This window comes from Desulfoluna butyratoxydans, assembly GCF_900699765.1.
GTDB classification, from domain to species: domain Bacteria; phylum Desulfobacterota; class Desulfobacteria; order Desulfobacterales; family Desulfolunaceae; genus Desulfoluna; species Desulfoluna butyratoxydans.
Genome location: NZ_CAADHO010000007.1, coordinates 108878 through 130646 on the forward strand (window position 1 = coordinate 108878; position 21769 = coordinate 130646).

The window sequence follows — 21769 nt, forward strand, 5'->3', positions numbered from 1 at the left end:
GATTTTTTTTCCCGCCCCCTTTCGTACACGCCTTTCAGATCCTCTTTTGAAAACACGTGGTTTTGTGCTTCCGGCACCTGCAGAGGGTGAACATCCACCTTGCCCGGGAAAGCATTTTGTGATACGTCGGTTTTTTATACATATCTCTCTAAAAGCGGAATTGTTTGGTTTATGAAACAGTATGTCATTGATGAACTGAGACCTGAGGATTACGACAAGATCAAAGCCTGGATGGACGACAACCTGGAGAGGTCGGCCCTGGGGGATCTGTACTGGCTTCCCCTGGACGGCGGACTGCTCAATGACGTGCAACGGGAACACACGGACTGCGCTCCCCACGTTTTTGCCCTGGAGTTGGGGCCCACCAGCCTTTCCTGCGAACTGCTCGTCCGGACTCGGAAAAAGGTCACATGCCCCTGCATCGGCTACGCAACAGATCAACAGTTTCTCTGGCTTGTGAGACGCCTGGACGACGTCTTCCAGTCAGCCGGGGTCCTCTGCTGACCCCCTGTGGGCCCTCTGGCCCCGTGGCGCGGCAGGGAGGGGCTTCGCAACACGCATCTTTGCCATCTTTGGATATGGATGGCCATTATCATAGACGTTTGACGAGATCATCAATCAACATCACGAGACTGGGTGAATAGATGGAACAGAATGTATCACCGGAAGGCGACAAGGCCTTGAGAATCATTCCCCTGGGAGGACTGGGCGAGATCGGGCTCAACATGATGGTGATTGAGTACGGTGATGACGCGATCATCATCGACGCCGGGCTGATGTTTCCGGAAGATTACATGCTCGGTATCGACATCGTGATTCCGTCCATGGATTACATCAAGCAGAACGCCTCGAGCATTCTGGCCGTGATCCTGACCCATGCCCACGAAGATCATATCGGGGCTCTGCCCTACCTTTTAAAAGAGGTGGACATACCGGTCTACGGCACCTCCTTTACCCTGGGCGTGGTGCGCAGGAAGCTGGAAGAGCAGGCGGGCCTGGGCTCCTCCTCCCTCAATGTTTTCCACGCAGGGGAGCTGCTCCGCATCGGTCCCTTTGAGGTGGACCCCATCCGGGTGAGCCACTCCACGGTGGACGGGGTGGGCCTGGCCGTACGGACCCCCCGGGGCGTGATTGTCCACACCGGCGACTTCAAGATCAACCTGTCGGGCAACGAGTCCACCATGACCGACGTCAACAGCTTTGCCCGTTACGGGGAGAAAGGGGTCCTGGCCCTTTTGTCCGACTCCACCAACGTGGAGAAACACGGCTACACCATCTCCGACGGTGAGGTGGCCGATTCGCTGAGGCGCATCGCCTTTGACGCCGAGGGGCGCATCGTGGTGGCTCTGTTCGCCTCCAACGTGGCGCGCATCCAGCAGATTGTGGACATTGCCGAGAAAAAGGGCTGCAAGGTGGTCTTCTGCGGACGCTCCGTGGAGCTCACCGTGAAAATTGCCCGGGAGCTGGGGTACCTTCATATCCCCCAGGGCATGGAACTGGACATCCGTCGCAGCAACGATTTCCCGGCCAACCGCCTGATCCTCATCACCACCGGGAGCCAGGGAGAGCCCATGAGCGCCCTGGCCCGTATGGCCGCCGGAAACCACAAGCACATCAAGATCCGGAAAGACGACACCATCGTCTTCTCGTCCAAGATTATTCCGGGCAACGAAAAGGCCATCGCAGGGATCATCAACACCATCTATCGCCTGGGCGCCAACGTGGTGTACGAAAAAACCGCGCCGGTGCACGTGTCGGGCCATGCCCATCAGGAAGAGCTCAAGACCATGATGCACCTGACCCGGCCCCGGTACTTCATCCCCATCCACGGCGAATACCGCCATCTGGTCCACCACGCCCGCCTGGCCGAGTCCGCGGGCATTCCCGAGGAGAACGTGGTCCTGGCCGAGAACGGGGACATCATCACCTTTGACGAGGACGGCGCCCGCCTGGACGGCAAGGTGGCCACGGGCCGCGTGCTGGTGGACGGCAAAGGGGTGGGGGACGTGGGGCGCAGCGTCCTGAAAGAGCGGCAGATGCTGGCCGAAGACGGGCTGGTGGTGGTGACCATCGTGTTTGACGAAGAGACCGGGGTCATTGTATACGGCCCTGAGATCGTCTCCCGGGGGTTTGTCTTCTGGACGGCCACGGGGCACCTTCTGGACGACGCCCAGTGCGTGATCCTGGAGGTGGTGGAGGAGGTGGGCATGGACGCCCCCAACCGCACGGATCTCATCCGGTCCAAGATTCAAAAGGCGCTGCGTCAGTACTTTAACTTCACCATCAAGCGCCGACCCATCATCGTTCCCGTCATCATGGAGCTGTAGATTCGGATGCGAAAAGAGATCACCGGTACCCTCCTGTTTTTTCTTGTGGTGTTGACCCTGATCAGCCTGGTTTCCTACAACTGGACCGACCCGTCCATCAACCATGCCGGGGCGTCGTCCGCCCATGTCAAGAATCTCTTCGGGCTCCTGGGGGCCCACATCGCCGGGTTTCTCATCGGGCTCGCCGGTATGGGGGCCTTCTGGATTCCCGTGCTGCTGCTCATCGCCAGTGTCCATTTCCTGAGCAACCGCGAGGGAAAGAGCCTCTACTTCATCTCCGGCGGCGGCCTGATCCTTGTCTTTGCCACCGGCACCCTTTTGGCCATGGTCTCGGGGCTTGACTACTATATCCTCTTCGACAACCGGTTTCCCGCAGGGGGCCTGGTGGGGAGTATGCTCAAAGGGGCGCTCCTGAAATACACCAACCTCACCGGCGGTCTCATCATCATCAGCGTGGCCATTTTCATCGGCCTGATCCTCTCCACCGGGTTCTCCTTTATTGCCCTCTACCATTTCCTGAAGGGCCGCTGGAAAAAAGCGCAGGAGAATAGGGCGCGCCGGAAGGTGAAAAAAGACCTGGAAAAGAGTGTGAAGACCGCCAAGGTCAAGGAGAAAAAGGCCAACCGAAAGGTGGCCAAGAGCACTCCGGCCGACACCTGCGAGGTGAAGATCAAGAGCGTCAAGCCCAAAAAAGCCCACACCGCCACCGTGGCCCAGCAGGCTGAGTTCAGCTTCATGAGCCCCGGGGAGACCAAGGGGTACCGGCTTCCCACCATCTCGTTTCTCAATGATCCCGTCGAAGAAGAGGGGGCGGTCATCGACAACGAGAGCCTGCGCATGCTGTCGGTGCAGCTGGAGAAGAAGCTGGAAGACTTCGGGGTCATGGGCAAGGTGTCCGAAGTGTCTCCCGGTCCTGTGATCACCACCTTTGAATACAAGCCCGCCCCCGGGGTGAAGATCAACAAGATCGTCAACCTCGCCGACGACCTGGCCCTGGCCCTGCGGGCCATCAGCATCCGCATCGTGGCTCCCATTCCCGGCAAGGACGCCATCGGCATCGAGGTGCCCAACGATGTCCGCAGCAAGGTGTGGTTCAAGGAGATCGTCACCTCCAGCAGCTTTATCAAGTCAAAATCCCCGCTGTGCATGTGCCTTGGCCATGACATCGTGGGCAATCCCGTTTCCGCCGAGCTCAACAAAATGCCCCACCTGCTCATTGCTGGTGCCACGGGAGCGGGCAAGAGCGTGGGCTTAAACGTCATGATCTCCAGCCTGCTGTTCAAATCCACCCCGGACGACGTGCGCATGATCATGGTGGACCCCAAGCGCATCGAGCTCTCCGTCTACGACGGCATCCCTCATCTCATCACCCCGGTGGTCACGGACATGAAAAAGGCCACCAACGCCCTGTTCTGGGCCGTTCGGGAGATGGAGCGGCGCTACGAACTCCTGGCCCAGTACAAGGTCCGGAACATCGACCAGTTCAACAAAAAGGCCGAAAAACTCGCCCAGGAAGCCAAGAAAAAAGGGCCCGCAAAACCTACCCCCCAGGACGCCGAAGGCGCCCAGGTCCCGCCGGAGCCCACAGAACCTCCGGAGAAGCTCCCCTTTATCGTCATCATCATTGACGAGCTTGCCGACCTCATGATGGTGGCCTCCCGGGATGTGGAAGTGGCCCTGACCCGCCTGGCCCAGATGGCCCGTGCATCGGGTATTCACATTATCCTGGCCACCCAGCGGCCCAGCGTGGATGTCCTCACCGGTATCATCAAGGCGAACTTTCCCACGCGTATCTCCTTTCAGGTCTCCTCCAAGACCGATTCGCGGACCATCATCGACGCCAACGGGGCGGAGAACCTCCTTGGTATGGGGGACATGCTCTACCTGCCGCCGGGCACGGCCAAGCTCATGCGAATCCACGGGGCCTTCATTTCCGATGACGAGCTCAATGAGCTTATCAGCTTCTGGAAGGCGCAGCAGGGGCCGGGCTACGACTCCTCCATCCTCGATACACCCCCGGAGGCGGCTGCCGCCGAAGGAGGCGATGAGGAGTACGATGAAAAATACGACGAAGCCGTGGCCCTGGTGACCCGAACCCGGCAGGCTTCCATCTCCAGCGTTCAGCGTCACCTGCGCATCGGATACAACCGGGCCGCCCGCATCATTGAGGCCATGGAGCGCGACGGGGTCATCGGCCCTGCCGACGGTTCCAAATCCCGGGAGATTCTGGTGGCATCCTATGACGAGTAGGGCTTCCTGCAGGGTGAGATTATTTCATTGATGTGATCGGGGCATCCCGTGGCGGGTGCCCCTTTTTTTATCTGACATTTGAGGAAAGTTGGTGTTGTATGGCTTTGGACAGATCATTGATCGACAGCGTAAAAGGCTTTTTGAGTATTGAAGAGGGCACGCGCCTTTACACCCTTGCCGCCGAGGCGGCAAAGATGGGGCCCTGCCTTGAGATCGGCAGCTACTGCGGCAAATCCACCCTCTGGATCGGCGAAGCCTGTCGTCAGGCAGGCAGCGTGCTGTTTGCCGTGGACCACCACCGGGGTTCGGAGGAGCAGCAGAAAGGCGAAATGTTTTTTGATGCCGACCTCTGGAACGCCGAAGAGGAGAAGGTGGACACCTTTGCCGTATTTCGGAACGCCATGGACCGGGCCGGCCTCAATGACACCGTGGTCCCCATGGTGTCGAAGTCCACGGTGGCTGCGCGGTTCTGGGCCACTCCCCTGGGTCTTGTGTTCATCGACGGCGGGCACACCTACGAGGCCGCTTACAACGACTATGCCTGCTGGGCAAGGCACGTGGTGCCCGGCGGTTACCTCCTGGTTCACGACATCTACGACTCCATCGAAGAGGGGGGCCAGGCTCCCCACCACATCTATAAAATGGCCGTTGCCTCCGGGCAGTTCGAGGTGCTGGAACGCACGGGTTCCCTCGGCGTTCTGAGGCGTTACCCCTGTGGGGCGCTTCCGGCGGATCTCCCGGAAAAAGATTATTAGCCTTTAGCGAGTCCGGACAGCGTTGCCTCCGGCGGCCCTGCCGGGGGCCAAGTTTTTGAAAAGTTTGACAAACAGCTTTTGTTTTTTGAGGATTCGCCCCTAAAGGGCATAGCCCCTCTTCTTTTTTGGTTACCGGAACGTTTTTGCGGAGCTTTTTTCAAAAAGCGACCCGCCGGAGGCAACTGGATTTTTAAATACGTTGGCCCTGCCCATGGGCATGAAGGGTGTTGCCCACCTGTGCTCACTCTGATAAACTATGTCCATCTGTGTGGGCCTCACCATGACGGCCCCTGTTTTTTCCTTCCTTTCCGAGCCTCTGCGCTGCGTCATTCCAGACTCGCCGAGTCCTTCGTGTGTCATTTCCTTTTTTTCTTTTTTCCTGCGCGGGATGCCTTGACCGGTACTCCTGATTAGAACGTACCGATTCGGCTACCCGGCCGCGGTGAGCGGACGGCCCTCACCTTCGGGCGGTGCTGTTTCACACGGTTCAGGCTGTCACACAACCCAATCTGCGAGGTGGTTACGATGGTCGAGTTCATCTACGGTTTACTGGAGAGCGTCGGGTTTCACCATCCCCTGCACCCGGCGGCAACCCATATTCCCATGGGGCTTGTGATGGGAGCCCTGATTTTTCGCGTGACAGCCATCCTTTCCCCCATGAAGGAGCTGGCCCGCACCGGGTATCACTGTGCGGTGCTGGGATTGCTGGGCACCCCACCCACGGCGATTGTGGGGTGGATGGACTGGCAGCATCGGTACGGGGGGGAGTGGGAGTACCTTATCGGCCTTAAAATGGTGCTGGCCGTGACCCTTACGGTACTCCTGATTCTCATCACCGTTCTGGACGATCCCGAGACACCCCGGGTGGACTTGCGGAGCTTTTTGTATGTCCTGGGCATTGCCAATGTCATCGGCTTGGGTTTTTCCGGTGGCGAACTCATTTACGGTTGACGGAGGACGCTATGAAACGCTTTGTTTTCTGGATCATGCTTCCGGCCTGTTTTTTGTGGGGCAGTTCAGCCTTCGGGGCTACCCATGAGTTTACCCACACCCTGAAAGACGGCCCCATGACGTTCAGCTGGACGGTGAGCGGGGAGAGCCTCCACGTGAAACTTACGGGCAAAACCACGGGCTGGGTGGGGGTTGGCTTTAACCCGGAAAAGATGATGAAGGGCGCGAATTTCATCATGGGGTATGTGAAGTCCGGGAAAGTCAAGGTGACCGATCACATCGGGAACAACGAACGCAACCACAAGGCCGATACCAAATCCGGTGGCAAGAACAACACCACCGACATTGCCGGTTCCGAAAAGGGCGGCGTGACGGAGATTTATTTCACCATCCCCTTGACGTCCGAGGACTCAAACGACACGGATCTCGACCCCGAAGGCGTGACCACGGTGCTGCTGGGCATGGGGGGCGGTCGGGACAGCTTTCGCTCCGTCCATAAATTCAGGTCGGTGCACCAGGTAACCCTGTCCACGGGTGCCTCGGAGAAGGTCAAGTGAGCCGGGCAGCGGCCATGGCCCTTTGTGTGCTCGCCCTTGTGGCGGGCGGGGCCTCCCGCGGTCTCTCCCAGAATGAGACGGACCATGGGGCTTTGCACCATGGTGAAGCGCCCATGGTCATGGTGGATTCATCGGTGGCCGTGGACGTGGGGGTGGATGAGAAGCCCGGCGATACCCTCTATACGGAGGGCAAGCTCTGGAACGAAAAGGGGGAGGCCGTCAATCTCGAAGAGGTGCTGGATCTCCCGACCCTCCTGATTCCCGCCTATTACAACTGCCCTCGATCCTGCAGTCTCCTGCTTGCGTCCATGGCCACGGCAATTCGGGACCTGGATCTTTTTCCGGCCATGGAGTACCGGGTGGTGACCTTGAGTTTTTCCCGGGAAGAGACCCCTGCCGACGCTGCACGGGCCAAGGCCCAGTACATGAATATCCTGGGGGACGGATATCCCGAGGAGGCCTGGACCTTTCTGGTGGGAGACCCCGAAAGCATCGCACGGATCTGCGATTCCATGGGCTACCGGTTCACCCGAAACGGCCCCAACGCCTATGCCCACCCCAACGTGGCCCTGGCCGTGGCTCCCCGGGGGAAAATCATCCGGTACCTTTACGGACCCGACTTTCTGACGGCGGACATCAAAATGGGATTGCAGGAGGCCGCCCGGGGCATGGCGTCGGTCTCCATACGCAAGGTGGTGACCTTCTGTTTTGATTACGACCCGGAGAGCCGGGGCTACGTGCTGAATATCTACCGGTCCATGGGCACCCTGGTCCTGACCCTTGTGGGGCTCATGTTCCTTTACCTTGTGCTGGGCCCCAAGGGGCGGAGAAGGGAGAGGGTGTAGGACGGCAGGGCATAGGAAAAACAGGTAAGAGGTCATAGGTAAGAGGTTATAGGTGAGAGGTGAGAGGTGAGAGGGGGGATGGAGAATCGCCCTTTTTCATGTTGTGTGGATTGCCATTTAAACGGAGATCGGAGATCAGAGATGGAACAGGTTCCCTCGTTTTTCGAGACACCGGCACCGCCCCGCTTCAAGGGCGTGCTCTCCTGGCTTATCACCACGGATCACAAGCGCATCGGACTCATGTATCTCTATGTGATCCTCTTCTGGTTCGTGGTGGCCATGTTCCTGGGCGGGCTGATGCGCCTGGAGCTGATGTTCCGCGGGGAGACCCTCATGGGGGCCCAGTCCTACAACGCCCTGTTTACCCTCCACGGGGTGATCATGATTTTCCTCTTCATCATCCCCGGCATCCCGGCCATCTTCGGCAATTTTATCCTGCCCATTCAGCTCGGCACCGACGACGTCTTTTTCCCCAAGCTCAACCTGCTCTCCTGGTACCTGTACGTCACCGGCGGGGTCCTGGCCCTGTCCACGCTGTTCATCGGCGGGCCGCCGGACACGGGCTGGACCTTTTACGTGCCCTTCAGCGTGGGCACCAACAGCAATGTCTCCACAGCTGTGTTTGCCGCCTTTGTGCTGGGGCTGGCCAGCATGCTCACGGGCATCAATTTTGTCACCACCATCCACCGCATGCGCAGCGAAAAGATGGGATGGCTGCAGCTGCCCCTGTTTTCCTGGAGCCTTTATGCCACCAGCTGGGTTCAGATCCTGGCCACGCCGGTGGTCTCCATCACCCTGCTCCTGATCATGGTGGAGCGTTTCTTAGGGGTGGGGCTCTTTGACCCGGACAAGGGGGGGGACCCCATTCTTTACCAGCATCTTTTCTGGATGTACTCCCATCCGGCTGTGTACATCATGATCCTTCCCGGCATGGGGGTGATCTCCGAGGTGATGGCGGTCTTTGCCAGAAAGCCAGTTTTCGGCTACAAGGCCATGGCCTTTTCCAGCCTGGCCATTGCCGTGGTGGGATCCCTGGTGTGGGCTCACCACATGTACACCAGCGGCATGAGCGATACGGCGGTTTTTGTTTTTTCCCTGCTGACTTTTCTCGTGGCCATTCCGTCGGCCATCAAGGTCTTCAGCTGGGTGGCCACCCTCTACAAGGGGTCCATCCTCATGACCCCGCCGCTCTTTTTCGGGCTCTGCTTTATCTACCTGTTTTCCGTGGGCGGTCTCACCGGCCTGGTGCTGGGTGCTGCAGGGCCCGATATCCATGTCCACGACACCTACTTTGTGGTGGCCCATTTTCACTTCACCATGTTCGGTGGCACCGGGTTTGCCTTTTTTGCGGCCCTTCATCACTGGTGGCCCAAGATGTTCGGGCGGATGTATGATTTTAAGGCGGCGTACTGGGCGGCGGTTCTGGTGACCTTTGGTTTTCTTCTTCACTATGTGCCCATGTTTGTCTTAGGGCTCCAGGGCATGCCGCGGCGTTACTACGACTACCTGCCCGAGTACGAGACCGGTAATTTTGTGGCGGGCTTTGGTGCGGCCTTTATGCTGGCGGGTCTTGTGCTGATGCTGGCGAACCTCATGGTGTCGGTCAAACGGGGTCGCATTGCTGCCGCAGACCCCTGGGGCGGAACCACCCTGGAGTGGACGGTGCCGTCGCCGCCGCCGTTGCATAACTTCATTCGGGACCCGGAGGTCCCGGATTACCCGTACGACTTCACCGCTGTCGGTGCCGCCAAGGCAAGGGCCGGTGACGCGGAGGTGTCATGAGGCAGGCCACGGATCACAAAGGAAAGCGTCTCGGCATGTGGCTTTTTCTCTATACCGAGATCATTCTCTTCGGCGGACTGTTTGTTCTCTACGCCGTCTACCTTGCCAAGTATCCCGTGGATTTTGTCAACGGGGGAAAAGACCTGAGCCGGATCTTTGGCGCGGCCAACACCCTTATCCTTCTGGTGAGCAGCTGTGCCGTTGCCTCGTCCATCACCGCCGTGCAGAGAGACCAGAAAAAGGTGGGGCTGATCCTTGTGGGCGCCACCATTTTCTGCGGACTCGTGTTTCTGGTGAACAAGTATTTCGAATGGGGGCACAAAATCCATGAGGGTATTTATCCAGGCTCCGAGAGCCTGGTTTACGGCGAGCCGGGCCGTAATATCTTTTTCGGGCTCTACTATGTGATCACCGGTCTTCACGGCCTTCATATCGTCATCGGCATGACCGTTCTCACCGTGGCCTTTGTGCTGGTGTCTAAAGAACGTATCACGCCGGAAAATCACGTGTTCCTGGAAAACGCCGGGCTCTACTGGCACCTTGTGGATCTTGCCTGGATCTTTATCTTCCCACTTTTTTACCTGGTCCTTTAAGGAGAGACCCATGCACATTGCATCCTATGGTCGGTTGATGGGTGTCCTGGCCGCGCTCATGGTCTTGACCGGGGTTACGGTGGCGGCCTCATATGTGGACCTGGGCCCCTTGAATGTCTGGGTTGCCCTGGCCATTGCCTCCACCAAGGCCTCCCTGGTGCTGCTTTTTTTCATGCACATCGGCATGGAGGGACGCCTGGTGGTGGCTTCGTTTCTCAGCACCATTTTTTTCCTGGCCATCATGATCGGTTTTACCTTCTGGGATGTGGCGTTTCGGATGCCCTGAGTGGTGAATAGTGAGCAGCAGGTAGTGAATAGTGAGTACTGAACCGGTACGGTTTTCCCTTTTCCCAAGGAGTGTATCATGCCCATGGACAACAATCCGGTGGCTCTTGTGGACCGGTCCTTCTATTTTATCATTGGGTTTTCCTTCCTGTTTCTTTTTGCCATTACCGCGGTGATGATCTGGTTCGTGATACGGTACCGAAGGAGTCGGAACCCTTACGCATCGGATATCCGGGGCAATGTGTGGCTGGAACTTGCCTGGACGGTGATTCCCACGGGCATTGCCATTGCCATGTTTGTGTCCGGCTGGCAGGCGTATACCGGGCTTCGGAACGTACCGGACGGTGCCCTGGAGATCAAAGCCTACGCTCAGATGTTTTCCTGGATCTTTGTCTACCCCAACGACAAGGAGACCGAAAACGAGCTGGTGGTCCCCGTCAATGTTCCGGTGAAGATCACCCTGACGTCCGAGGATGTGCTTCACAGCTTTTACCTGCCATCGTTCCGGGTGAAGATGGACGCCGTCAAGGGCATGGACACGCGGGCCTGGTTTTTCCCCGACAAAGAAGGGGAGTTCGTGTTTCATTGCACGGAATTCTGCGGAACAGGCCATTCCACCATGGACGGCACACTGACCATTGTCTCCAAGGAGGCCTACGAAGCATTTCTTGAGGAGGAGGACGACGATGAGTGACCGCAGGACGTGCAACCGAACGGAAAGCACGGGACACGGCGGTTTCAACCAAGAGATGGAGATGGCCGTGGCAGATACGAATCCCCCACCCAGGACCGAACCGAAGGGAAGGGTGCTCTCCTTTTTTCTCCTCTCCAAAGCCTTTCTCTCTGCCCACATCGGCCTGGCAGCCGCTGCCGGGTGCCTGTTTCACCCCGACGGCGGGGCCATGCAGGCTGCCATGGCCTGGGTGGGGGTGACCATGACGGCCATGGCCGGTGCCCTGGTGAACAACATCCAGGACCGGCTCCAGGACCAGGAGATCCCACGGACAAGGTGGCGCAAAGAGGCCCTGGAATCCGCCGGAGTCCTTGCTCTGCTCAAGGGGGCGGGCCTCATGGCCGTCCTCGGCCTCATGCTGGTGGTGGATGCCGGTAACGGGCTCTGGCCGGGGGCCATGGTCCTGGTGGGGCTTTTTTTCTACAATGCGGTGTATACCCCGCTAAAGAAGAAGAGTCACCTGGCCCTGCTTCCCGGCTCCCTGTGCGGCATGGCCGCCCTTCTTGCCGGGTGGATGGTGGCCGGGGGCTCCCCCATGGACCGCGGGGCGCTTTCCGCCGCCCTGGTGGTGGGGGTGTGGCAGATTCCCCATTCCATGATCCAGAACCTCAAGCACGCCGATGAGCTGAGAAAAAGCGATCAGCCAACCATCACCAAGCTTTTCAAGGATCCGGACCTGGCCTTTGTGACCCTCATGTGGGTGATGCTCTATAACCTTTCCTTGTACCACCTTATTTTCATGGCGCCCTTTTCGGATTGGGCGCTGCTCCTTCTCTTTACCAATGCAGGCTTTCTGACCCCGCTTTTTGCCCATACCCTGTTTGTGCTCAAGAGGCCGGGCCTTGCCTTCAACTTTCTGAACCTGTCCCTGGTGGTCTATTTCATCGCCTTGATGATACCCTGAAACGAGCTAAAAAACGGAGCCAAGATGCAGACGATTCACGACCCGATTCCCATTGTGGAGGAGCTTTTTACGCCCTGGAAGGCATCCCTTGCGGGCGAGTACAGGGGATACCGAAACCATGTGTACCGCATGCTTCACTTCTGCTTTGGCCTTGCCCCCTGTTCCGACGCGGACCGAGAAAAGCTCTGCATCGCAGGGGTGTTCCATGATATGGGCTTGTGGATCGACGACAGCTTCGACTACATCCCCGCATCCATCCCCCCGGCCCTGGCCTGCCTGAAGGGCCGCAACCTCTCTGCCCACTCCCATGAGATTTCCCTCATGATCTCCGAGCACCACAAGCTCCGGGAGTACAGGGAAAAAGCCTTTCCCCTCGTGGAGCTGTTTCGTAAAGGCGATCTGGTGGACGTCTCTCTGGGCCTGTGCCGCTTCGGGCTTGATAACGCCTATGTCCGTGCGGTCAGGGGCCATTTCCCCAATGCCGGATTTCATGTGAAGCTTGCCCGCAGGGCGGCCAGGTGGGTTGTCAGGCATCCCCTGGATCCCGCTCCCATGATGAAGTGGTGACAGGCGACCCCTCGCCTGTCCGTTTCGGCCCCACCCTTTTCCCTTCCTTTGTGATGTTTCCCTGCATACCCCTATTCCTATATTCGATGTACCCGAATGCGCTGGCTTCGTTTGCCTTGTTCCTTACAGGGACCGGCCTTGGCGAGTGACTCAGATGTATTCATATGTCTCAGGGTGTGATACATAAATGTTTTCCCGCTTAAACAAAGATGGGGGTGGGCAGGGCCATGAAAAGGGCCCTTTGGTTTCTTTTTTATCGTTGCGCAAAGGGGGGCGTTCCGGCCGGTTGCCGGTGAGTCCGGGCCTTGGTGCGGCAACGATTGCCGGAGTATGTGGTGCATGGCTGTATGTGGTGGTGTGAAACGCGTGATGCTGGTGGGGGCCTTTGTGCTGGCCGTTGCCGTGCCGGCGGGGGCGTTTCAGGTGTCTTTGTTTGTGCCCCGGGACGATACGGTGTTCTGGGCGTCCCTTGTGAGGTTGACCCGTGCGGCGGCCCATGACCTGGCCCTGGACCTGGAGGTGTATTCGGCCGACAACCGGGGCGAAACCATGCTGTCTCAGGTGGAGGCCGCTTGCATCAAGGGCACCGACGGTATTCTTTTCATGAATTACGAAAACCTCGGCCACCAGATCCTGGCCATATCCCAGGTCCACGCGGTACCGGCATTTCTTTTCAACACGGGTTTTTCCGATCCCCGGATGATCCCCAGGAGGCAGTACCCCCATTGGATCGGAAGCATGACCCCGGATGATACCCGGGCCGGGGCGCTCCTTGCCGAAGGGTTGATCCGGGCGGCCAAGCGGTCGGGGAGGAATGCGGTGCGGATGCTGGCGGTGGAGGGCAACCCCTTGGAGAAATCGTCCTCGGACCGGGTCGACGGGATGAAGACGGTGGTTGCAGGCCGTGACGACGTGACGCTGTACGGCATTGTCAGCGCCGGAAAGGGGTGGAGCCGGGGCCGGGCAAGGGATGCGGTCATGGAAGAGCTGCGCAGCCACCCGGACATCAACACCGTATGGGCGGCAGGGGACGACATGGCCCTGGGCGCCCGGGATGCTGTGGGCGAGCTGGGCCTGGACAAGGGGATGGTGGTCACGGGGGGCATTGACTGGAGCCTGGCTGCCGTTGAGAGCATTCGCACAGGTGGTGTCACCTTGAGCGTCGGCGGTCATGTGCTGGAAGGGGCCTGGTCCCTTGTCCTGATGCACGACTATCTTAACCGCCGGGATTTTGCCCGGGAAAGCACGGTCTTCAAAACCAGGATGCACGCCATCGACAGCGGCAACGTCGAGCAGGTGGCGGCCTTTTTATCCGATGACTGGGATCATGTCGATTTCACCTGCTTCTCCAAATACCTGAACAAGGCCCTGCTCTACCGGTTCGATCTACCCTACCTGCTGGACGCCTTTTATCCCAAGAAAAACACCTTTGAGCTCACCGTCGAGGAGCGTCGCTGGCTGGCGGACCATCCCACGGTGCGCCTGGGGATCGACGACAACTGGCCCCCGTTTGAGTTCATCGGACCGGAGGGGCGATACAAAGGCATGGTGGCAGATTATGTCCGGGCCCTGGAAGATCGCCTGGGGATCCGGTGCATCTACACCCGCGGGATGAGCTGGACAGATACCCTGGAGGCCATGGGGGAGAATCGCCTGGATATGATCGCCGCCATCGGGGCGATACCCCGGCACAAGGGCGCCATGCGTCTTACCTCGCCTTTTTTGTCTTTCCCCCTGGTGGTGATCACCAGCGAACAGGTGGATTTCGTGGAGGACATGGCCGCCCTTTCAGGCAGGACCGTGGCCGTGGTCAAGGATTACTCCGAGCACACCATTCTTTCTGCCGAGTATCCGGACATCAAGGTCCTGGCAACGGACAGCACGGCCCGGGCCCTGGCTGCCGTGGCCACGGGCAGGGCCCATGCCTACGTGGGGAACCTGGCCGTGGCAAATTACACCATCAAGCAGGAGCGGTTTACCCACCTCAAGGTGTCCGGCACCGTCCCCAGAACCCTGGAGATCAGCATGGGGGTCCGCAAGGACTGGCCCCTGTTTGCCGGACTGGTTTCCAAGGCCATCGAGTCCATTTCCCAGGCGGAGCGGGACACCATCTACCAACGCTGGCTCCCCTTGCGCTACGAACATGGTTTTGATTACGGGTTGCTCTGGAAGTGCCTGGGAGGCGCGGCCTTGGTCCTGGCCCTTGCCCTGTATTGGAACCGGCGGCTGGCGGCCTTGAACAGGGCCTTGAAAAAGGAGATTGCCGTGCGGGTGACGGCGGAGGAGGCCTTGCGCCGGGAGCAGTCCAGGGTAAAGGTGATGGCCGTGACCGATCCCTTGACCGGCTTGTACAACCGGCGGAAATTTGCGGAGGCCTTTCCCCTTGAGATCAGTCGGCTGCGCCGCAGCGGACGATACCTCGCCTTTGCCATCATGGATATCGATTTTTTCAAGCAGTACAACGACCATTACGGCCATCAGATGGGGGACGAGGCCCTGAACCGCGTGGGGGCGCTTCTCCTGCAACGGTGCAAACGGGGTACGGATTACTGCTTTCGCCTGGGCGGGGAAGAGTTCGGGATCCTTTTTCTGGCCCGCGATTCGCAGCGGGCCCTGGCGTTTATGGAAAGCACGAGGCAGGCCATCGCCGCAATGGCCATCGAGCATGCCCACAGCAGGGTCGACGATGTCCTGACGGTCTCCCTTGGCCTGGTGGTTTCCGACACCCCCACAGACATTGACGGCATGTACAAAGTCGCGGACAACGCCCTCTACCGGGCCAAAGGTGCCGGACGCAACCGAACCGAAATGGTCTGCTGCTGAGCCGGGCCACGGGACAGCACGTTTGTCAGGTTGTGAGGGTGTGGTGGGCAATGGCCCATCCCCGTGCCAGGGCCGTCGCCTTGAGGTCCGGGGTGGGGTTTACCGCCGTGGGATGGCCCACGGCCTCAAGGAAGGCCAGGTCCGCGTGGTGGTCGGAGTAGGCGTGGGATGCGGCCAGGTCGATGCCCATGGTCCGGGCCAGCTGGCCGATGGCCCGAGCCTTCTCTCCTCCGACACAGACGTTTGCAGCCGGGCGGCCGGTGCATTGATCGTTGCCGTCGGTTTCAATGGGCGTGGCGAGCCAGGCGTCGGGGGCATGGTCGTCCACAAAGGGCGCCAGAAGGTGCCCGCTGGTGGCCGAGACCACAATGACAAGGTGCCCCTGCTTCCTGTGGGCGGCCATGCAGGTCATCATCTCGGGAAAGAGAAGGGGGCTCAGGCACGTTTCGTAGAGCTGCCTGGCGTGGGCCCGGAGGCGGGACATGGGGATGCCCTTGTATGAGGCGAGGTAGATGCGGTTGAAGCGGTCGTGGTCCATGAGCTTTCGCTTGTACAAGGGCTCGGCCAGAGCCACCTTGAGCAGGCGAAAGGGGTAAAGGGGCCCCGGGCAGTGGTGGCGAAGCAGGGAGAGGGCCTCCATGCGCTGGCTGTCTGCGGCGATGAGGGTGCGGTCGAAGTCGAAAAATGCGGCGGTGCGTCTCATGGATCTCCTTGGGGTGACGGGTGGGCGTCCGGGACGGTATGTACCATGTGCCTTCCCAGGGTGTCAATGTGCGGGCTGACGCAACATTCCGGGATGACGAGGGAATGGGTTGATCCCTCTTGTGGGCTCCATGGCTCCTGATATTGTACTGACCGGTCAGTTATCCTGTTGACACCATTGCAATTCCTCGGATATGTTTTCTTTAAAAATCAGCGACGCTACCCGTTTTTCTACCTCAACCTTGTGAAGGAGTGAGTGTGGATCCCGTGACCCATGTCCTTGCCTTCGATGTCGGAACTACAGGCTGCAAGACCTGCCTGTACCGTATTGGTGAGTCCCTGACCCAGGTGGGCTCCGAGGTTGCCGAGTACCCCCTGTACGTGACCGAAGACGGGGGGGCCGAGCAGCGCGTGGACGAGTGGTGGGAGGCCCTGTGCCGATCCACGCAGGCGGTCCTTGCCAAAAGCGGGGTGCCCCCTGCCGGGGTTCGGGGCATCTCGTTCTGCTGTCAGATGCAGGGGTCGGTGCTGATGGACAAAAACGGCGAGGCCCTGCGCAACCCCATGGTCTATCTTGACGGCCGGGCCACGGAACAGATCGCCCGATACCTGCACAAGGGGCTGCTTCGCATCAGCGGCATCAACGCCTTGACCCTCTTGAACACCCTGCGCATCACAGGGGGCATCGCGGCCACGGCCAAGGACCCTCTGTGGAAGTACCATTGGGTGAAAGACCACGAGCCCGGGCTCTTTGAAAAGGTCCACAAGTGGCTGGACGTCAAGGATTACCTTCTCCTCCGATGCACCGGCGAGTATGCCATGACCCGGGATTCCGCCCACATTACCTTTGTCTACGATACGCGTCAGGGCAGGGAGGGCTGGCATAAAGGCCTTTGCAGGACCTTTGGCGTGGACATGGCCCATTTGCCTGAGGTGGTGGAGGCCACGGACGTGGTGGGGGGGCTTTCGGAGCGGGCGGCCCGGGAGCTGGGGCTTTGTGCCGGCACCCCTGTGTTCGGCGGGGGCGGGGACGTCACACTGACGACCATCGGGGCCGGGTGCCTGGATCTTCACGATACCCATATCTACGTGGGAACCTCCGGCTGGGTGGTTTCCAACGTGGGCAAACGGTATGTGGATATCGCCCACTTCATGGCGGCGATTTCAGGGGCGATCCCCGGGTATTACAGTTACGTGGCAGAGCAGGAGACCTCGGGCGCCTGTCTCCAGTGGGTGAGGGACCACCTGGCCCTGGATGCCATCGGCGTTTATCTCAAGGAGAAGGGCTTGGATGCGGAACGCGTGGACCCGGCAGCGCTTTACGCCCTCATGAACCAGGCCGTGGACGAAACCCCGCCCGGTGCGGGGGACCTTCTTTTTACGCCCTGGCTCCATGGAAATCGGGCGCCCAGGGAGGACATCCGGGCCCGGGGTATTTTTTTCAATATCGGCATGAACACGGGCAAGCGCCAGATGATCCGGGCGGTACTTGAGGGCGTGGCCTTTCACAAACGGTGGATGCTGGAGGCCATGGAGGCGCGGATTCCAAGGCAGGAGGCGGTCCGTTTCGTGGGAGGCGGGGCCCGCTCCGGGGTGTGGTGCCAGATCATGAGCGATGTGACGGGGCGACGCATTGAGACCCTGGCACACCCCCAGGACAGCGGTGCGGCAGGCGCTGCCGTGGTTTGTGCCGTGGGGTTGGGGCTCATGCCCACTTTTGCCGCGGCAAAGCCGTTGATTAAGGTGGCAAAAACCTACGAGCCCCGGACTGAATTTAAGCCCATGTATGACCGCCAGTTTGACGTGTTCAAGGGGCTCTATAATAAAAACCGATCACTTTTCAAGGCATTGAACCAGGGACGATAAAACGGGACAAATCAATCGGAGGACCATGGATTCCGCGAAAACCAGCACCAAACGCAAGCAGATACTTGAGGCCGCAGCCACCATTTTTTCGCAAAAGGGGTTCCACCAGGCGCGCATGGACGAGATTGCTGTCATGGCCAATGTGGCCAAGGGCACGCTGTACTACAATTTTTCCAGCAAAAGCCTTCTCTTTGCCGCCACCGTCACCGAAGGGATGGAAGGGATCGTCAGGCAGATCCGGTCCGAACTGGTGTCGGATCTTCCCTTTCCCGAGCATTTTCAGCTGCTGGTGACCTCCATTGTCCGGCTCTACCTTCAGCACAGCGACCTGGCCCACATCATTTTCAATGAAATTTCAAGCGGCATCGACGACGCGGTCCTCGTGGAGATCGAGCGGGTCCGTTCCCGGTTTATCGAGTTCATCGCAGAGATGCTCGAACGGGGTCAGCAAAAAGGGTATATCAAGGAGATCGACCTGAAACTTTCAGCCGTGGCCCTTGCCGGGATCATCGACAGCGTGTGCAGCCATCTGCTCCAGCACCCCGACGAGGCCACCGAGGAGAAGGCCGTTGCCACCCTCCATGCCATGCTCTCCACCGGGTTGTTGAACGGTGAATAGATGGATGGCCGTGAGCATTGACGACCCTGGGGCGTTACCCCCTGTCCGCCCGAGGCGCGGGTTGTGTGCGTTTTTTTGCATAGGCAAGCCGGTAGACGGTGCGCATGAGAAGGGCTTCCCCACGGTTGATCCGGATACCGCCCCCTAAGAACGTGGCCTCGATGGCGGCCTTGCAGTTCTTTTCCAGGACCTGGGCCACGGCACGGGCATCGTCAAAGGTTCCGGCTCCGCAGAGGGCGCCGCTGTCTTTGAGGAGCACGGCATTTCGTCCCTTCATGGCCGCCACCACCGGGGCGGTGCCCCGGCATGGCCAGGATCGGGCAACCTTTGCGGAAACGCCCACCAGCTGGGCCATGTCGTCCAGAAGGGGCGGTACCTCGCGCCCTGCCTTGGAGGCGGTGAGGATACTCAGGGGATCGGCGTGGACTAGGACGCCCAGGTCCTTTCGTTTTTTGTAGAGGGCCGCATGCAGGGGGAACCGGCGATCCGGCCTGGGGCCTGCAAGGGGGGCGCCCGTGGCAAGGTCCACCACGGCAAGGCCGTCCGGGGACAATTCGGAGATCCCGGTGTCCTCGGGGGTGATCACCAGGCGATGTCCCATGCGGGCGCTCAGGCACCCGGAGGTGTCGGTGCACAACCCTTCGGAAAGCAGGGCCAGGGCGTTTTCGCAGAGGGTTCGGGAGACGGACGTCATGGTCATGGGGCGCTCCTTTCAGGGGGCGGTTGTCAGGTAGCAGGCATGCATCTCTTCCATGGTGGACGCCCGTGTACCGTAGTGCCGGGCAAAGGCCTCGGCAATGAACGATTCGCAGGCCCCTTCCAGCTCCAGGGCCACCCGGAAGGCCGCCTCCATGGTGCTTCCGACACACAGGGCCCCGTGGTTGGCCAGAAGGGCCGCGTGGCGTCCCTCTTCAAGGGCCTGACCGGCGGCTTTCATGAGTTTTTTTGTGCCGGGAAGGGCGTAGGCGGCGCAGCGAACGCTTTTGCCCAGGAGCCGGGCATGGTCTTCGGAGAGTCCTGTGACCTCTTTTCGGGCGGCAGCCACCGTGGATGCGTGGCGCTGGTGGGTATGGACCACGGCGTTGATCTCCGGGCGCCGCCTGTAGACCTCGGCGTGCATGCCTTTCTCGGAGGAGGGCTTCACGTCCCCCTGGTGGGTGAGGTCGTTGATGCGTACCGCAACGATCTCCTCGGCCGTCAGGGTTTCGTAGTTCCTGCCGCTGGGGGTGATCACAAAGGAGTGGTCGTCCAGGCGCAGGCTGATGTTGCCCCAGGTGCGGGCCACGAGACCCTCTTTCACCAGGTCGAGGCCTGCCTGGTACACGATGTCGCGGGCTTGGCTGAGTTCCATGACGTTGTCCTGTTTTCTGGTAAGTGGGGATAAGCGGGAGGTAACCGGCGGCACACGTGCCTGGAGCTTATGCCGTTACCCCTTCGATGTTTTTGAAAACACGCTCGAACCGGGCCAGGGCGTCGTCGATGATCTCGTCGGTGTCCGCAGCCGACGTATAGAGGCGGCTGCCGGCAAGGGTGACGAGGCCTTCGGCCATGTAGGCTGCCCCCATGTGGGTCATGACATCTTTGCGAGCGTGGATCTCCTTGATCCTGGAGGGGATCTCCCATGGCCTGAAGAGGTTGATGTCAAAGAGCATGGTGCCCACGGTCTCCAAGTGACAGATGGAGCCCTGGTTGTAGGCCACAAAGGGGAGCCCGTATGTCTCGATGAGCTTCTGGAGCCCCTGGGTAAGCCGGTCCCCTGCCTTTCCTGCCGTTTTACAGGCGTTGGTCTCTTCGATCATTTTCACCGTGTGGTAGCCGGCGGCGGCGCTTAAGGGGTTGGCTGCCATGGTTCCCCCCACATGGGCTTTCTTGGATTTCTTTCCGCCGAGCCCTCCGGCCAGGCAGGCCATGTAGTCGGCCTTGCCGCCGATGCCCCCCGCAGACGGGTACCCCCCGGCCACCACCTTGCCGAAGATGGTGAGGTCGGGTGTGATCCCGAAATATCCCTGTGCCCCGTCCACGCCGATGCGAAAGGCCGTGACCACCTCATCAAAAACAAGGAGGGCGCCGTAGGCGGTGCAGAGGTCGCGGACCTGGCCGTTGTAGTCGAAGTCCAGGGGGCGTGTGCCGCTCTCCGGGCCCATGGGTTCCATAAAGACCGCGGCGGTTCCTCCCCGAAGCCTGTTGCGTTTGAGTTGTTTTTCAAGGGCCTCGATGTCGTTGGGGAAAACCTCCTGGGTGTATTTGAAGCAGGCCATAGGGATGCCGTGGGACTCCAGGAACCGGATCCCCGGGATGCGGTTGCCGTAGGAGAGCTGGTCGCTCCATCCGTGATACGCCCCGCCGAGCTTGATGATGTTTTTTTTCTTCGTGGCCACCCGCGCCACCCTTACGGCTGCCATGCACGCTTCGGTGCCGCTCCCCAGCATGCGGAACATCTCCACCCCGCTGAACCGGTCACAGATGAACCGGGCCAACTTCATTTCATATTCGTGGAACAGGCCGGTGCAAGGCCCGCAGGTGTTGAGCAGGTCGAGTACCCTGGCCCTGACGGGTTCGGGGTTGCTCCCCAGCACCGTGGGGCCTCCTGCCTGGAGAAAGTCGATGTAGGTGTTGCCGTCCACGTCCTGGAGGTGTGCCCCTGAGGCTTTGGTAAAGGCCAGGGGGAAGGGGTAGTTGAAGGCCAGGTTGTGCTGCACCCCTCCGGGGATAACTTTGGCCGCGTCTTCCGTCATGCGTTTGGAGGTCGGGCATTTTTCCTCGAAGTACGCCAGGTATCCCTCCAGGGCATCCTTGCGGAGGGTCCGGATGGGCTGGCTGATGAGGGCGCTTAGCTGTTCGTAGATTTTGCCGGTGTCGTGGTACTGGCTGATGGCATATCCAGGTTTTGTCATGGTGGTCTCTGCCTCGTCGTTCCTTGATTTTTGCCAATGCCTGTTTCGGGAACGGGTCTTCTAAGGGAACGCGCTTGAGCGGTTGAATGTGTGCCTGCGGCCCCATGCAGGGCTCCCCATGGCCCGGTTCCTGTGGCGTTTGAGGGATGCCTTCCCTCGAGAATACCGGTTGGCTTAATTTTCGGTAAATACATGGAAAACGAAGTGCTCTGGAGACACTATAGGAAAAAGGATTTTTGGGTGTCAATAAAAAACTGACTGGTCAGTTTAACTCTCGACAGCGGTACGGAGGGCATGCACTGACCGGTCAGTTAAT

21 protein-coding genes are annotated in these 21769 nt (G+C 59.7%); 16 read left to right on the forward strand and 5 right to left on the reverse strand.

Going from position 1 to position 21769, the window contains the following annotated elements:
- Positions 1 to 171 precede the first annotated feature (171 nt).
- From MSL71_RS18475 to MSL71_RS18490, 4 genes are all read left to right on the forward strand, one after another.
- On the forward strand, positions 172 to 504 hold the full coding sequence (locus MSL71_RS18475) for a hypothetical protein (RefSeq protein WP_180143230.1): 333 nt from the start codon (positions 172 to 174) through the stop codon (positions 502 to 504).
- Between the two features lie 140 nt (positions 505 to 644).
- Positions 645 to 2327 (forward strand): ribonuclease J, encoded by a 1683-nt coding sequence (locus tag MSL71_RS18480; protein WP_180143232.1) that lies wholly within the window; start codon positions 645 to 647, stop codon positions 2325 to 2327.
- Positions 2328 to 2333: 6 nt separating this feature from the next.
- Positions 2334 to 4577, forward strand: coding sequence for a DNA translocase FtsK 4TM domain-containing protein (locus tag MSL71_RS18485; protein WP_180143239.1), 2244 nt, complete (start codon positions 2334 to 2336; stop codon positions 4575 to 4577).
- Between the two features lie 98 nt (positions 4578 to 4675).
- Complete coding sequence (locus MSL71_RS18490; protein WP_180143241.1) at positions 4676 to 5332, forward strand: class I SAM-dependent methyltransferase; 657 nt, start codon at positions 4676 to 4678, stop codon at positions 5330 to 5332.
- 129 nt (positions 5333 to 5461) lie between these two features.
- Here MSL71_RS18490 and MSL71_RS18495 read toward each other — a convergent pair whose 3' ends face one another.
- Entirely contained in the window at positions 5462 to 5692 is a 231-nt protein-coding gene (locus tag MSL71_RS18495; protein ID WP_180143243.1) for a hypothetical protein, read from the reverse strand.
- Positions 5693 to 5857: 165 nt separating this feature from the next.
- Here MSL71_RS18495 and MSL71_RS18500 point away from each other — a divergent pair, with 165 nt between their 5' ends.
- From MSL71_RS18500 to MSL71_RS18545, 10 genes are all read left to right on the forward strand, one after another.
- Positions 5858 to 6283 carry a DUF2231 domain-containing protein gene (locus MSL71_RS18500; RefSeq protein ID WP_180143245.1) on the forward strand — a complete coding sequence of 142 codons (426 nt, stop codon included), beginning with the start codon at positions 5858 to 5860 and terminating at the stop codon, positions 6281 to 6283.
- Between the two features lie 11 nt (positions 6284 to 6294).
- Positions 6295 to 6840 (forward strand): DOMON domain-containing protein, encoded by a 546-nt coding sequence (locus tag MSL71_RS18505; protein WP_180143247.1) that lies wholly within the window; start codon positions 6295 to 6297, stop codon positions 6838 to 6840.
- On the forward strand, positions 6837 to 7685 hold the full coding sequence (locus tag MSL71_RS18510) for an SCO family protein (protein WP_180143249.1): 849 nt from the start codon (positions 6837 to 6839) through the stop codon (positions 7683 to 7685). The genes MSL71_RS18505 and MSL71_RS18510 overlap by 4 nt, the downstream gene beginning before the upstream one ends.
- A gap of 141 nt (positions 7686 to 7826) precedes the next feature.
- Positions 7827 to 9467 (forward strand): cytochrome c oxidase subunit I, encoded by a 1641-nt coding sequence (locus MSL71_RS18515; protein ID WP_180143251.1) that lies wholly within the window; start codon positions 7827 to 7829, stop codon positions 9465 to 9467.
- Positions 9464 to 10060: a cytochrome c oxidase subunit 3 family protein gene (locus MSL71_RS18520; RefSeq protein WP_180143253.1), complete on the forward strand. Its 597-nt coding sequence runs from the start codon at positions 9464 to 9466 to the stop codon at positions 10058 to 10060. The genes MSL71_RS18515 and MSL71_RS18520 overlap by 4 nt, the downstream gene beginning before the upstream one ends.
- 10 nt (positions 10061 to 10070) lie before the next feature.
- Positions 10071 to 10346, forward strand: coding sequence for a cytochrome C oxidase subunit IV family protein (locus MSL71_RS18525; protein WP_180143255.1), 276 nt, complete (start codon positions 10071 to 10073; stop codon positions 10344 to 10346).
- A 78-nt stretch (positions 10347 to 10424) separates the two neighbouring features.
- Positions 10425 to 11039 (forward strand): cytochrome c oxidase subunit II, encoded by a 615-nt coding sequence (gene coxB / locus MSL71_RS18530; RefSeq protein ID WP_246317823.1) that lies wholly within the window; start codon positions 10425 to 10427, stop codon positions 11037 to 11039.
- Complete coding sequence (locus MSL71_RS18535) at positions 11032 to 11982, forward strand: UbiA family prenyltransferase (protein ID WP_180143257.1); 951 nt, start codon at positions 11032 to 11034, stop codon at positions 11980 to 11982. The genes coxB and MSL71_RS18535 overlap by 8 nt, the downstream gene beginning before the upstream one ends.
- A gap of 24 nt (positions 11983 to 12006) precedes the next feature.
- On the forward strand, positions 12007 to 12549 hold the full coding sequence (locus MSL71_RS18540) for a hypothetical protein (protein WP_180143259.1): 543 nt from the start codon (positions 12007 to 12009) through the stop codon (positions 12547 to 12549).
- A 339-nt stretch (positions 12550 to 12888) separates the two neighbouring features.
- Positions 12889 to 15372: a diguanylate cyclase gene (locus tag MSL71_RS18545; RefSeq protein WP_180143261.1), complete on the forward strand. Its 2484-nt coding sequence runs from the start codon at positions 12889 to 12891 to the stop codon at positions 15370 to 15372.
- 25 nt (positions 15373 to 15397) lie between these two features.
- On the opposite strand, the gene MSL71_RS18550 is transcribed toward MSL71_RS18545, so the two are convergent.
- Positions 15398 to 16075: an HAD family hydrolase gene (locus MSL71_RS18550; protein WP_180143263.1), complete on the reverse strand. Its 678-nt coding sequence runs from the start codon at positions 16073 to 16075 to the stop codon at positions 15398 to 15400.
- A gap of 257 nt (positions 16076 to 16332) precedes the next feature.
- Here MSL71_RS18550 and MSL71_RS18555 point away from each other — a divergent pair, with 257 nt between their 5' ends.
- Together MSL71_RS18555 and MSL71_RS18560 are read left to right on the forward strand one after the other, a co-directional pair.
- The gene (locus MSL71_RS18555; protein WP_218951077.1) at positions 16333 to 17940 is read left to right on the forward strand and encodes a xylulokinase; all 1608 of its coding nucleotides are present in this window, start codon (positions 16333 to 16335) and stop codon (positions 17938 to 17940) included.
- 25 nt (positions 17941 to 17965) lie between these two features.
- Positions 17966 to 18559: a TetR/AcrR family transcriptional regulator gene (locus MSL71_RS18560; protein WP_180143267.1), complete on the forward strand. Its 594-nt coding sequence runs from the start codon at positions 17966 to 17968 to the stop codon at positions 18557 to 18559.
- 34 nt (positions 18560 to 18593) lie between these two features.
- Here the strand turns inward: MSL71_RS18560 and MSL71_RS18565 are convergent, their stop codons facing one another.
- From MSL71_RS18565 to MSL71_RS18575, 3 genes are all read right to left on the reverse strand, one after another.
- The gene (locus tag MSL71_RS18565) at positions 18594 to 19259 is read right to left on the reverse strand and encodes a class II aldolase/adducin family protein (RefSeq protein WP_180143270.1); all 666 of its coding nucleotides are present in this window, start codon (positions 19257 to 19259) and stop codon (positions 18594 to 18596) included.
- A 12-nt stretch (positions 19260 to 19271) separates the two neighbouring features.
- Positions 19272 to 19910 carry a class II aldolase/adducin family protein gene (locus MSL71_RS18570; RefSeq protein ID WP_180143272.1) on the reverse strand — a complete coding sequence of 213 codons (639 nt, stop codon included), beginning with the start codon at positions 19908 to 19910 and terminating at the stop codon, positions 19272 to 19274.
- Between the two features lie 67 nt (positions 19911 to 19977).
- A complete protein-coding gene (locus tag MSL71_RS18575) occupies positions 19978 to 21453 on the reverse strand; it encodes an aspartate aminotransferase family protein (RefSeq protein ID WP_180143274.1) in 1476 nt (491 codons plus the stop codon).
- Positions 21454 to 21769: the final 316 nt, after the last annotated feature.

What these genes read in the sequence shown, in the direction of transcription:
- MSL71_RS18475 (WP_180143230.1), top strand. Translation starts at nt 172, where the DNA reads ATGAAACAGTATGTCATTGATGAACTGAGACCTGAGGATTACGACAAG.
- MSL71_RS18480 (WP_180143232.1), top strand. Translation starts at nt 645, where the DNA reads ATGGAACAGAATGTATCACCGGAAGGCGACAAGGCCTTGAGAATCATT.
- MSL71_RS18485 (WP_180143239.1), top strand. Translation starts at nt 2,334, where the DNA reads ATGCGAAAAGAGATCACCGGTACCCTCCTGTTTTTTCTTGTGGTGTTG.
- MSL71_RS18490 (WP_180143241.1), top strand. Translation starts at nt 4,676, where the DNA reads ATGGCTTTGGACAGATCATTGATCGACAGCGTAAAAGGCTTTTTGAGT.
- MSL71_RS18495 (WP_180143243.1), bottom strand. Translation starts at nt 5,692, where the DNA reads ATGACACACGAAGGACTCGGCGAGTCTGGAATGACGCAGCGCAGAGGC.
- MSL71_RS18500 (WP_180143245.1), top strand. Translation starts at nt 5,858, where the DNA reads ATGGTCGAGTTCATCTACGGTTTACTGGAGAGCGTCGGGTTTCACCAT.
- MSL71_RS18505 (WP_180143247.1), top strand. Translation starts at nt 6,295, where the DNA reads ATGAAACGCTTTGTTTTCTGGATCATGCTTCCGGCCTGTTTTTTGTGG.
- MSL71_RS18515 (WP_180143251.1), top strand. Translation starts at nt 7,827, where the DNA reads ATGGAACAGGTTCCCTCGTTTTTCGAGACACCGGCACCGCCCCGCTTC.
- MSL71_RS18520 (WP_180143253.1), top strand. Translation starts at nt 9,464, where the DNA reads ATGAGGCAGGCCACGGATCACAAAGGAAAGCGTCTCGGCATGTGGCTT.
- MSL71_RS18525 (WP_180143255.1), top strand. Translation starts at nt 10,071, where the DNA reads ATGCACATTGCATCCTATGGTCGGTTGATGGGTGTCCTGGCCGCGCTC.
- coxB (WP_246317823.1), top strand. Translation starts at nt 10,425, where the DNA reads ATGCCCATGGACAACAATCCGGTGGCTCTTGTGGACCGGTCCTTCTAT.
- MSL71_RS18535 (WP_180143257.1), top strand. Translation starts at nt 11,032, where the DNA reads ATGAGTGACCGCAGGACGTGCAACCGAACGGAAAGCACGGGACACGGC.
- MSL71_RS18540 (WP_180143259.1), top strand. Translation starts at nt 12,007, where the DNA reads ATGCAGACGATTCACGACCCGATTCCCATTGTGGAGGAGCTTTTTACG.
- MSL71_RS18545 (WP_180143261.1), top strand. Translation starts at nt 12,889, where the DNA reads ATGGCTGTATGTGGTGGTGTGAAACGCGTGATGCTGGTGGGGGCCTTT.
- MSL71_RS18550 (WP_180143263.1), bottom strand. Translation starts at nt 16,075, where the DNA reads ATGAGACGCACCGCCGCATTTTTCGACTTCGACCGCACCCTCATCGCC.
- MSL71_RS18560 (WP_180143267.1), top strand. Translation starts at nt 17,966, where the DNA reads ATGGATTCCGCGAAAACCAGCACCAAACGCAAGCAGATACTTGAGGCC.
- MSL71_RS18565 (WP_180143270.1), bottom strand. Translation starts at nt 19,259, where the DNA reads ATGACCATGACGTCCGTCTCCCGAACCCTCTGCGAAAACGCCCTGGCC.
- MSL71_RS18570 (WP_180143272.1), bottom strand. Translation starts at nt 19,910, where the DNA reads ATGGAACTCAGCCAAGCCCGCGACATCGTGTACCAGGCAGGCCTCGAC.
- MSL71_RS18575 (WP_180143274.1), bottom strand. Translation starts at nt 21,453, where the DNA reads ATGACAAAACCTGGATATGCCATCAGCCAGTACCACGACACCGGCAAA.